Source organism: Streptomyces sp. NPDC012510, assembly GCF_042955065.1.
In the GTDB taxonomy this organism is placed as follows: Bacteria; Actinomycetota; Actinomycetes; order Streptomycetales; family Streptomycetaceae; genus Streptomyces.
Genome location: NZ_JBIBEN010000005.1, coordinates 500,835 through 512,404 on the forward strand (window position 1 = coordinate 500,835; position 11,570 = coordinate 512,404).

At 70.3% G+C, this 11,570-nt stretch carries 10 protein-coding genes; 9 read left to right on the forward strand and 1 reads right to left on the reverse strand.

The window, feature by feature from the left end; translation table 11 throughout:
* Positions 1-205: 205 nt before the first annotated feature.
* The 8 genes from ACFY9I_RS12535 (at position 206) to ACFY9I_RS12570 (ending at position 8,771) form a co-directional block, all read left to right on the forward strand.
* A complete protein-coding gene (locus tag ACFY9I_RS12535; RefSeq protein ID WP_391000325.1) occupies positions 206-388 on the forward strand; it encodes a hypothetical protein in 183 nt (60 codons plus the stop codon).
* Positions 389-686: 298 nt separating this feature from the next.
* Positions 687-2,051: a phosphomannomutase/phosphoglucomutase gene (locus ACFY9I_RS12540; protein ID WP_391000327.1), complete on the forward strand. Its 1,365-nt coding sequence runs from the start codon at positions 687-689 to the stop codon at positions 2,049-2,051.
* 282 nt (positions 2,052-2,333) lie between these two features.
* On the forward strand, positions 2,334-2,504 hold the full coding sequence (locus tag ACFY9I_RS12545; protein ID WP_391000330.1) for a Trm112 family protein: 171 nt from the start codon (positions 2,334-2,336) through the stop codon (positions 2,502-2,504).
* A 117-nt stretch (positions 2,505-2,621) separates the two neighbouring features.
* Entirely contained in the window at positions 2,622-3,749 is a 1,128-nt protein-coding gene (locus ACFY9I_RS12550) for an SIS domain-containing protein (protein WP_391000333.1), read from the forward strand.
* A 70-nt stretch (positions 3,750-3,819) separates the two neighbouring features.
* Positions 3,820-4,971, forward strand: coding sequence for a mannose-6-phosphate isomerase, class I (manA, locus tag ACFY9I_RS12555; protein WP_391000335.1), 1,152 nt, complete (start codon positions 3,820-3,822; stop codon positions 4,969-4,971).
* Between the two features lie 222 nt (positions 4,972-5,193).
* Positions 5,194-6,171, forward strand: a complete 978-nt coding sequence (locus tag ACFY9I_RS12560; protein ID WP_391000337.1) for a cation diffusion facilitator family transporter — start codon at positions 5,194-5,196, stop codon at positions 6,169-6,171.
* 368 nt (positions 6,172-6,539) lie between these two features.
* Positions 6,540-7,997 carry an adenosylhomocysteinase gene (gene ahcY / locus ACFY9I_RS12565; RefSeq protein ID WP_391000340.1) on the forward strand — a complete coding sequence of 486 codons (1,458 nt, stop codon included), beginning with the start codon at positions 6,540-6,542 and terminating at the stop codon, positions 7,995-7,997.
* 159 nt (positions 7,998-8,156) lie between these two features.
* Positions 8,157-8,771 carry a hypothetical protein gene (locus tag ACFY9I_RS12570; protein ID WP_391000343.1) on the forward strand — a complete coding sequence of 205 codons (615 nt, stop codon included), beginning with the start codon at positions 8,157-8,159 and terminating at the stop codon, positions 8,769-8,771.
* A gap of 127 nt (positions 8,772-8,898) precedes the next feature.
* Here the strand turns inward: ACFY9I_RS12570 and ACFY9I_RS12575 are convergent, their stop codons facing one another.
* Positions 8,899-9,954 carry an RDD family protein gene (locus ACFY9I_RS12575; RefSeq protein WP_391000345.1) on the reverse strand — a complete coding sequence of 352 codons (1,056 nt, stop codon included), beginning with the start codon at positions 9,952-9,954 and terminating at the stop codon, positions 8,899-8,901.
* 133 nt (positions 9,955-10,087) lie between these two features.
* On the opposite strand from ACFY9I_RS12575, the gene ACFY9I_RS12580 reads away from it, so the two are divergent.
* Entirely contained in the window at positions 10,088-11,095 is a 1,008-nt protein-coding gene (locus tag ACFY9I_RS12580; protein WP_391000347.1) for a stage II sporulation protein M, read from the forward strand.
* The last annotated feature ends 475 nt before the right edge of the window (positions 11,096-11,570 follow it).

The following is an 11,570-nucleotide window of genomic DNA, read 5'->3' on the forward strand; positions in this document are numbered from 1 at the left end:
CCGGTATCAGCGGCGAGGACCTCGACGAGCAAACGAGCACGTACGACTGGCCCTGTACGACTGGCCCTGTACGACTGGCCCTGTACGACTGGCCTTCCCGCATGTCGCCGTCCCGGACGGGGCCCGTCAGCGGCAACGTCTTCGCCTGGCCGCTCGTGCCCACCGGAGGCACCCTGGTGCTGTTCATGGGGCTTACACGTCCGTCGTGCTGGGGGCCCACGCGCGCGTGGCCGTCAGGGAGCGGCAGGCCACGGTCCACGAACTGCCGTTCGCACTCCTCACCGTGACCTCCGTCCTGGCCCTTGCCCAGCGCGGCCCCGCGAGTCCTGGCCCGTCGCTCGAACTGCGCACCGCCGTCACAACCGCGGAGGCGTCCTCGGCAAGATGATGTTCCTGCTGCACCGGACCATCGCCTGCGCCGCCGTCGGCCTCGCCGGCCGCGAGGGCAACTGCTGCGCGAGGTGCTTCCGTGGAGCATCGGGGCTGCTCGTGATGTGACTGAGCGTGGTGGGCCGGAGCACGCCCGTAGTGGAGTGGACGCTTCCGTGGAACCCGGCGGAACCGCAGTCGGGGCTCCGGCAAGGCGACGGCACACGTCTCCCGGGCATCCTCGGAGGTCACACGGTCGGCTGGCGGCCCGGGCGGGTAGTTTGGGTGGCCGGTGAGGACTTCAGGAGGGTTTGGCCGTGGCTGCTGATCTGTCGACGATCGTGAAGGCGTACGACGTGCGCGGGGTGGTCCCGGACCAGTGGGACGAGACCCTGGCCGAGCTCTTCGGCGCGGCGTTCGCGCGGCTCACCGGCGCGGACGCCCTCGTGGTCGGCCACGACATGCGGCCCTCCTCGCCCGGCCTGTCGCGGGCCTTCGCGCGCGGGGCGGCGGCACTGGGGGCGGACGTCACCGAGATCGGCCTCTGTTCGACGGACCAGTTGTACTACGCCTCGGGCGCACTGAACCTGCCGGGCGCGATGTTCACGGCCTCCCACAACCCCGCCCAGTACAACGGCATCAAGATGTGCCGCGCGGGCGCCGCCCCCGTCGGCCAGGACACGGGTCTCGCCGAGATCCGCGAACTGGTGGAGGGCTGGAGCGAGTCGGGCGCCCCCGAGCCGGCCGCCACACCGGGAACGATCACCCGGCGGGACACGTTGAAGGACTACGCGGCGCACCTCCGCGGTCTCGTCGACCTGACCTCGATCCGCCCCCTGAAGGTCGTCGTCGACGCGGGCAACGGCATGGGCGGCCACACCGTCCCCACGGTCTTCGCCGGCCTGCCGCTGGACGTCGTGCCCATGTACTTCGAGTTGGACGGCACCTTCCCGAACCACGAGGCCAACCCCCTCGACCCGGCGAACATCGTCGACCTCCAGAAGCGCGTCCGTGAAGAGGGCGCCGACCTCGGCATCGCCTTCGACGGCGACGCAGACCGCTGCTTCGTCGTCGATGAGCAGGGCGAACCCGTCCCGCCCTCCGCGATCACCGCCCTGGTCGCCTCCCGGGAACTGGCCAAGCACGGCGGCAAAGGCACGATCATCCACAACCTGATCACATCGTGGTCGGTCCCCGAGGTGGTGCGGGAGAACGGCGGCACGCCCGTGCGTACCCGCGTAGGACACTCCTTCATCAAGGCCGAGATGGCGAGGACCGGCGCCATCTTCGGCGGCGAGCACTCCGCCCACTACTACTTCGCCGACTTCTGGAACGCCGACACGGGCATGCTCGCGGCCCTCCACGTCCTCGCCGCCCTCGGCGGCCAGCCGGGCCCCCTGTCCGACCTCGTCTTCCAGTACGACCGCTACACCGGCTCCGGCGAGATCAACTCCACGGTCGCCGACCAGACAGGCCGCTTGGCCGCGATCCGCTCCACCTACGAGAGCCGCGACGACGTGACCCTGGACGACCTCGACGGCCTGACGGTCTCCTCCGCCGACTGGTGGTTCAACGTCCGCCCCTCCAACACGGAACCCCTGCTGAGGCTGAACGCGGAGGCGAGGGACGAGGCGACGATGACGAAGATCCGCGACGAGGTCCTGACGATCATCAGAACCTGAACGGCCGCTTTTCCCGGGGGCGCGGGGAACCGCGCGATCACCCCGCACAACCGGCACCCACCCTCCCATCCGTGTCCCCGAGCCACTAGGTACCAGGTGCCCAAGAGGATCGAAGGGGCACCGCCCTGAGGATGGGAACGTGATGGGAACGGGTAGGGGCGGCGGGGGCGAAACCACCAGACAAGCCGCCGCAGCCCGAACCCCCAACCCCGGCACCGACCCCCGCTCGGCGGTACTCTGACCAGGCCGCACCGCACACCCCCGCCCCCGAAGGGACCCGACATGCCGCTCGAAGCCGGCCTCCTGGAGATCCTCGCCTGCCCGGCGTGCCACGCCCCCCTCACCGAGGGAGACGCCGAGCTGACCTGCACGAGCCAGGACTGCGGCCTCGCCTATCCGATCCGGGACGGCATCCCCGTACTCCTCGTCGACGAGGCCCGCCGCCCCGCCTGATCACGCGACCAGGCACTCGCACCAGGCGTAACCACGCCCACGCCGGGAAACCCGACGTAAAGGCGAACGTAAGGCGAACTGGCGTAAAGGGCGCCCGGCGATCGGAGGCTGCCGCCCATGCTCGACGAATCGCTGCTAGACACCCCCGACGCCCTGTCGGAGGCGGACCGCCGCGGCCTGCTCCGCGGCGCCGCCGAGGCCGGCGCCCGGGTCCGCACGGCCATCAGCCTCGGCACCGAGGCCGGTATCCCGGACCTGAAACCGGACGGCCGCCCCCGCGCCCTCATGATCGCGGGCCCCGGCATGGCCTCCGCGGGCGTCGCAGATCTGCTCGGCGCCCTGGCGGGCGCCGCCTGCCCCCTCACCCGCCTCCACCCCACCGGCGTGGCCCCCGCCGCGGGTGCCCTCCGCTGGGAGCTCCCCGGCTGGGCGGGCCCGGTCGACCTTCTCCTGGTCGCCACCGCGGACGGCGCCGAACCAGGCCTGTCCATCCTCGTCGAACAGGCGTACCGCCGAGGCTGCACGGTCGTCGCCGTCGCCCCGGCCCGTACCCCGGTCGCCGAGGCCGTGGAAGGTGCCCACGGCCTGTTCGTGTCGATGGCGGCTGCCCCGTACGAGCAGGAGGTACCCCTGGGCGCCTCGGCCCCCGGCGTCCTGTGGGCCCTGCTCACCCCCATGCTGGCGCTCCTGGACCGCACCGGACTGGTCGCCGCCCCGCCGGACGCCCTGCACAAGGTCGCCGACCGCCTCGACCACGTCGCCGAGCGCTGCGGCCCGGCCATCGCCACCTACAGCAACCCCGCCAAGACGCTCGCCGCCGAGCTGGCCGACTCACTTCCGGTGATCTGGACCGAGGGGCAGGCCGCCGGCCCGGTGGGCCGCCGGTTCGCCTCCGCGCTCGCCGAACTGGCGGGCCGCCCCGCCCTCGTCGCCCAGCTTCCGGAGGCCCTCTCCTCGCACACGGTCCTCCTGTCCGGACCCCTGGCCGCGAACGCCGACCCCGACGACTTCTTCCGCGACCGCGTCGAGGACGCACCCGTGCTGCACGCGCGCGTGGTGCTCGTCCGCGACCGCCCGACCGGGGGCCTGAGCGCCGTCCCGGCCGCCCGGGAGCTGGCCCTCGGCCACGACACCGCGATCAGCGAGCTGGAACCCGAGGAAGGCAGCGACCTGGAAACGCTCGCGGAGATGATCGCCATCACCGATTTCGCCGCCGTTTACCTGTCGCTCGCTTCCGGAGCCTGATCCTTACCGCAGCCCGACCACGATCCCGGCCGGGCCCGGCAGGCTCCCCACGTACGGAGAAACCCACAGCATGGACCGCCTCGACAACACCGTCCGCCCCTACGCCTGGGGTTCCACCACGGCCATCCCCCAACTCCTCGGGGTGGCACCCACCGGTGAACCGCAGGCGGAGATGTGGATGGGCGCCCACCCCGGCGCGCCCTCACGCACCGGGCGCGGCCCTCTCACCGAGATCATCGACGAGGCCCCGGAACGCGAGTTGGGATCCCGGACCGTCGCCAAGTTCGGCCCCCGCCTCCCCTTCCTCCTCAAGCTCCTCGCCGCCGGCGCCCCCCTCTCCCTCCAGGTCCACCCCAACCTCGAACAAGCCAGGGAGGGGTACGAGGACGAGGAGCGCCGAGGCGTCCCGGTCGACGCGGCCCACCGCAACTACAAGGACGCCAACCACAAGCCCGAACTGATCTGCGCCCTCACCGAGTTCCACGGCCTCTGCGGCTTCCGCGACCCCGACCGGGCCGCCGACCTGCTGGCCGCCCTCGACGTCGACTCCCTCAAGCCGTACGTCGACCTCCTGCACGCCCACCCCGAAGAGGCCGCGCTGCGCGAGGTCTTGACCGCCGTCCTGGGCGCCGACCCAGAGGAGATGGCCGACACGGTCACGGAGGCCGCGGCAGCCTGCGCCCACCTCGGCGGCGACCACGCCCCGTACGCCGACATCGCCCACCACTACCCGGGCGACCCCGGCGTCATCGCCGCCATGCTCCTCAACCACGTCCGCCTGCAGCCTGGCGAGGCCCTGTACCTCGGCGCCGGAATCCCGCACGCCTATCTGAACGGCCTCGGCGTCGAGATCATGGCCAACTCCGACAACGTGCTGCGCTGCGGCCTCACCCCCAAGCACGTCGACGTCCCCGAACTCCTGCGCATCGTCCGCTTCGAGGCGACCGACCCCGGAGTCCTGCGCCCCGAGGCGGCTCCCGACGGCGAAGAGGTCTACGAGACCCCCATCGACGAGTTCCGCCTCTCCCGCTACGTCCTCTCCGAGGCCACCACCCCGCACGACCTCACCCGCGCCACCCCGCAGATCCTCCTGTGCACGGCCGGTTCCGTCCGGGCGGGCGGCCACACCCTCGCCCCCGGCGAGTCCGTCTTCGTAGCGGCGGACGAGAAGGCCGAGGTGTCCGGGCCGGGCACGCTGTTCCGCGCGACGGTCGTGGCATGACCACCACCTGAACCGTGTCCGGGCGGCACCCGTCCACACCGCGGCGCCGCCCGGACGCCCGCCCGCCGTCACCTCATCCACGGCCCGGCGCGCCGACGCCCGACCGGGCTGCAACAATGCCCCCTGCAAAAGGCGGGCAAAGCCCGGCCCGTGACGGACGGAAGCGTGGGTACCCATGCCCACACACAGACCCATGCGTAGGCGAAGGGACACCTCGGACACATGAGCGCGTCAGGCGGCACCAAGGCGATCGTGGCGGCACTCGCCGCCAACCTCGCGATCGCGGTAGCGAAGTTCGTGGCGTTCCTCTTCAGCCACTCGTCGTCGATGCTCGCCGAGTCCGTGCACTCGCTCGCCGACTCGGGCAACCAGGCCCTGCTGCTCCTCGGCGGCAAGAAGGCCAAGCGCGAGGCGACCCCGCAACACCCCTTCGGCTACGGCCGCGAGCGCTACATCTATGCCTTCCTCGTCTCCATCGTCCTCTTCTCCGTCGGCGGCATGTTCGCCCTCTACGAGGGCTACGAGAAGATCAAGCACCCGCACGAGATCGAGGCCTGGTACTGGCCCGTCGGCGTCCTCGTCTTCGCGATCATCGCCGAGACGTTCTCCTTCCGGACCGCCATCAAGGAGTCCAACGTCCTGCGGGGCAAGAAGTCCTGGACCGAGTTCATCCGCCACGCCAAGGCCCCCGAGCTGCCCGTCGTCCTCCTGGAGGACCTCGGCGCCCTCGTCGGCCTGATCCTCGCCCTTGGCGGTGTCGGCCTCGCCCTGCTCACCGGCGACGGCGTCTGGGACGGCATCGGGACCCTCTGCATCGGCGTCCTGCTCATCCTCATCGCGATCGTCCTCGCCGTCGAGACCAAGTCCCTGCTCCTCGGCGAGTCCGCCGGCGTCGAGGACGTCGAGAAGATCGCGAAGGCCGTCGTCGACGGGGACACCGTCACCCGCGTCATCCACATGCGCACCCTCCACCTCGGCCCCGAGGAGCTCCTCGTCGCCGCCAAGATCGCCGTCCAGCACGACGACACGGCCACCGAGATCGCGAACGCCATCGACGCCGCCGAGGCCCGCATCCGCGAGGCCGTCCCGATCGCCCGCGTCATCTACCTGGAGCCCGACATCTACAGCGAGGCCGAAGCCGCCAAGGGCGCCGACCTCGAGGCCGCGCCCGGCGGCCCGACCCCCACCGCCGAGCACTGACCCACCGCCGTCTCCCAAGACAACAAGCCCGTCGCGAACTTACGCGACGGGCGTTCTTGGGTTCTCTCCCCTTCCCGGCCCGCAAAATCTCGGCCCGGCCCGCCGCCCCGACCGCCGCCTTCGGCTTGATCCGTACGCAGGCGGACTGGGGCAGGCCGGGCCCACCGTGTAGCTTGGGACGGAGCCAGACGTCGCTGCTGATGGCGGTCGGGCGGTCCCGGTGAGGACCGGCCGAGGGAGAGAGGGCCTCCGACGGACTGCGCTGCGCGCACGCGGGCATGCCTGTGTCCTCTTCGGGCACCCCTGTGTCCGCCGCCGCGCAGACCAGCCCTACCCACCCTCGATCCGACACCGAGGAGCAGCTCGCAATGACGACTGTCGAAAACCGACAGGACTTCAAGGTCGCCGACCTCTCCCTGGCCGAGTTCGGCCGCAAGGAGATCACCCTCGCCGAGCACGAGATGCCCGGCCTGATGGCCATCCGCAAGGAGTACGCCGAGGCCCAGCCTCTCGCCGGCGCCCGCGTCACCGGCTCCCTGCACATGACCGTGCAGACCGCCGTCCTCATCGAGACCCTGGTCGCCCTCGGCGCCCAGGTCCGCTGGGCCTCCTGCAACATCTTCTCCACCCAGGACCACGCCGCCGCCGCCATCGCGGTCGGCCCGGACGGCACGGTGGACAACCCGCAGGGTGTTCCGGTCTTCGCCTGGAAGGGCGAGACGCTGGAGGAGTACTGGTGGTGCACCGAGCAGGCCCTGACCTGGCCGGACAGCCCCACCGGCGGCCCCAACATGATCCTCGACGACGGTGGTGACGCCACCCTCCTCGTCCACAAGGGCGTCGAGTACGAGAAGGCCGGCAAGGTCCCCTCGGTCGACACCGCCGAGAACGACGAGCACCGCGTCATCCTCGAACTCCTCAACCGCACCATCACCGACGGCTCCCAGAAGTGGACCCAGCTCGCCTCGGAGATCCGCGGTGTCACCGAGGAAACCACCACCGGCGTCCACCGCCTGTACGAGATGCAGCGCGACGGCATCCTTCTCTTCCCGGCGATCAACGTGAACGACGCCGTCACCAAGTCGAAGTTCGACAACAAGTACGGCTGCCGCCACTCCCTGATCGACGGCATCAACCGCGCCACCGATGTCCTTATCGGCGGCAAGACCGCCGTCGTCTGCGGCTACGGCGACGTGGGCAAGGGCTGCGCGGAGTCCCTGCGCGGACAGGGCGCCCGCGTGATCGTCACCGAGATCGACCCGATCTGCGCGCTCCAGGCCGCCATGGACGGCTACCAGGTCACGACCCTCGACGAGGTCATCGACAAGGCCGACATCTTCATCACCACGACCGGCAACAAGGACATCATCATGGCCTCGGACATGGCCAAGATGAAGCACCAGGCCATCGTCGGCAACATCGGCCACTTCGACAACGAGATCGACATGGCCGGCCTCGCCAAGATCCCCGGCATCGTCAAGGACGAGGTCAAGCCGCAGGTCCACACCTGGACCTTCCCCGACGGCAAGGTGATCATCGTCCTCTCCGAGGGCCGCCTGCTGAACCTGGGCAACGCCACCGGCCACCCGTCGTTCGTGATGTCCAACTCCTTCGCGGACCAGACCCTGGCCCAGATCGAGCTGTTCACCAAGCCCGACGCCTACCCGACCGGCGTCTACACGCTGCCCAAGCACCTCGACGAGAAGGTCGCCCGCCTCCACCTCGACGCGCTCGGCGTGAAGCTCACCACGCTCCGCCCCGAGCAGGCCGCGTACATCGGCGTAGAGGTCGAAGGCCCGTACAAGTCGGACCACTACCGCTACTGATCCGATCCGCCCGGCGGTGGGTGCGTCCGTGCACTGACACACCCACCTCGGCAGCGACTCCCAGGCAGGCCCCCGCACCCCCGTGCCGGGGGCCTGCCCGTTCGGCTCCCGCCCTGCCCCCCCGTCGGCCGGACCAGCCCGTCAAGACCCAGGACGCCCATGCCCCGCGGCCGGTATTCGCTTCATGACACGCACGACCACACACTCCTCGCCGAAGAACACTTCCACTGCGCGCCCGGCCCGTCCGGCTGGCGCTATGTCTCCCAACTGACCACCCCGTCCGGCGACCACGCCGGTTCCGTCGACCTCGCCATCGACGAACTCGGCCGCCCCATCCGCCTCGAACTCCACGCCGCGAGCTGGCAGGTCCGCGGCGCCGCCCTCGACGGCGTCACCTGGGTCCGCACCGACCCCACCGGCACGGAGGCCACCGAAGGCAATGTCCGCGCCCACGCCTTCACCGGCACATCACCGGCATTTCTGATCGCCGCAGCCCGTCTCCTGCGCCTCACCCCCTCCGCGCCCGCCACCCGCGTACGCCTCGTCGCCTTCACCGACCCGGTCCTCGCCCCGCGCACCCTGGACCAGTCCTGGGCCTTGATCGCAAGAGAAGCACACCCCACTGACAACGACCCCCTGATCGTCGACGCATACCAGGTCACAGCCCTGGACACGGGCGAGCAGCACACCGTCCACATCGCGGGCGACGTCGTGCTGGCGGCCCCGGGAATCGAACTGGAGCACCTGGAATCGCCGCCGTCGACGTTCGACTGAAGCGGATGCGTGACTGAAGTTCGGCTGGCGCCGAGCCGAAGGGGACCCGGCCCCTGGCGGACGCCGAAGCTCGACCGAGGCCCATCCGCCAACGCCCCGGCCCCCACCCTCAAGGCTTGGGCGAAGCTCAGGCAGGCGGCGCGAACCCGGTGCTCGGCCGTTCGACAGGCGGCTCCTGCGGCGGCGGCGAATCCACCGAAGCCCCTGGCACGGCCGGGCCGGAAGCACCGGACCCCGGAGGGGCCCCGGCAGCTCCCGCGGGCGGCGCATACCCCGCGGGGCCGGCAGGCGGGGCGGTCTGACTCACGAGTCCCCCAGGCGGCGCATATGCCGGGTTCACGGGAGGCTGGGGCGCCGAGCCAACCGGAGGGTGAGACATCGGGCCAAGCGGAGGCTGAGGCACCAAGGGCTGCGACACACCCCCCGTCCCCGACAACCCCCCGAACGCCTGCCGAGCCTCCCGCGCCTGCCGCTCGTGCACCACCGCGGCCAGATACGCGCCCGGCGGCACCCCGTACGGCGCCGGAGCCCCCGTACGCGCCGCGAGGTCCGAGGCGAGACGCTCCGCCATCGCCGCGCCGACGTGCGGGTCCAGTTGCCCCATGCGCGTCAGGTACTGGCGGATCGCCAGCCACAGCCCGTCCGGCACGGCGGACAGGTCGAGCCCGGAGAACTGACCCACGAGCCAGTGAGGTGGGGGAGGCACGAACGCCGTCCGCCCGGCAGGCACCCGCTCCCGCACGACCAGCGTCCCCGCGAAGACGTCCCCGACCCGCCGCCCCCGCGCCGACACGAGCGAGGCGATGCAGGCGACGACCCCGAACGTCATCAGGATCTCGACCACCCCGACCGCCCCGCGCACCAGCGCGTGCCGGAACCGGATCGGCCCGCCGTCGTCCCGCACCACCCGCAGCCCACAGGCCACCTTCCCCAGCGAACGCCCATGGCTCAGCGTCTCCACCGCGATCGGTCCGCCCACCAGTACGAGCAGGAAGCTCGCTATGGATATCGCCATCTGAGCGGCCTCGTCGAGACCGGCCGTGGCCATCGCCAGGAGCAGGACCACTGCGAAGTAGACGACGAAGGCCACGACCAGGTCGAGCAGAACGGCCAGCGCCCGGCTCGGCAGCTTCGCGGGACGCAGTTCCAGCGCCACCGCCTCGCCCGTCACTAGCTCACTCACATCCGTGGTCCTTCCAGTTCCATGCCCTGATCTGCCCCCAGCGGTGCCAGTCTGCCAAGCTGAGGTCACATCGCGCCGCAGTAGTACGACAAGCTGACACGCAGTACGAGAGGGACGAGGAGCAGCACACCCGATGGACCTCGATGTCTTCGTGTCCGCCCATCGTGCGGAGTGGGACCGTCTGGAAGCCCTGCTCCGCCGCCAGCGTCGCCTCAACGGTGACGAGGTCGACGAACTCGTCGCCCTCTACCAACGCACGGCCACCCACCTCTCGCTGATCCAGTCCAGTGCCCCCGATCCGCAGCTGACCGGCCGCCTCAGCCAACTGGTGGCCCGCGCGCGCAGTGCCGTGACGGGAACCCGACGTGCCTCCTGGCGTGATGTCACGCGCTTCCTGACCCACGGTTTTCCCGCCGCGGTCTACCGTTCCCGTCGCTGGTGGGTCCCCACCGCACTCCTCTCCACCCTCGTCGCCGCGCTCCTGGGGTGGTGGATCGGCACGCACCCGGAGGTTCAGGCCGGCATCGCGGCCCCTGACGCACTCCGTGAGATGACCCGCCCCGGGGGCCAGTACGAGACGTACTACTCCAGCCATCCCGCGGCCTCATTCGCCGCCCAGGTGTGGACGAACAACGCTCAGGCCGCCGCGATGTGCCTGGTCCTGGGCATCTTCCTGGGCCTGCCGGTCCTGTGGATCCTGCTCCTGAACATGCTCAACCTGGGCGTCGGCATCGGCTTGATGTCCTCGGCAGGCCGCCTCGACGTCTTCCTCGGCCTGGTTCTTCCGCACGGTCTCCTGGAACTTACCGCCGTCTTCGTGGCAGCGGGCACGGGCCTACGTCTCGGCTGGACGGTCATCGACCCCGGTCCCCGCACCCGCCGCTCGGCCCTGGCCGAGGAGGGACGAGCCGCACTGGGCATGGCGGTAGGACTGGCGCTGATCCTGTTCATCTCCGGTGCCATCGAAGGCTTCGTCACCCCGTCCGGCCTGCCCACCTGGGCCCGCATCAGCATCGGCGTCCTGGCAGAGCTCGCCTTCCTCGCGTACGTCTTCGTCCTGGGCGGACGTGCCGTGCGAGCCGGCGACATCGGTGACGTGGAGGAGCACGAACGCAGCGCGGCCGTGCCCACCGCCGCCTGATGTGCGCACACCCCCGCAGGACTGTTAGTCTCCTCTTCGTTCCCGCGAGAGCTGTTGACACGGCTCCTGCTGGGAGGTAGATTTACACAGTTGCCTGGAGGTGGATGCCCCAGGACAGCAGTGAAAATTTACTGGCTTCCTCGTGAAGATGATTCCCGAGTGAGCCCACCCGATGACTCAGGAATGAGCGGCCGGTCAGTCCGGACAAAAACTTCTGATAAAGTCGGACTCGCTGAAAGAAAGCCGCAAGGCAATCAATTAAGCAAGGCCCTCCAACGGCCACCGGAAATGAATTCCGACCGGGAACGGAACGGGAAACGGATCTGGTAAGGTTGGAAACACCGAAGGGAAGCGCCCGGAGGAAAGCCTGAGGAAGTAGCTCGGGTGAGTACAAAGGAAGCGTCCGTTCCTTGAGAACTCAACAGCGTGCCAAAAATCAACGCCAGATATGTTGATACCCCGTTCTCGGCCGTCT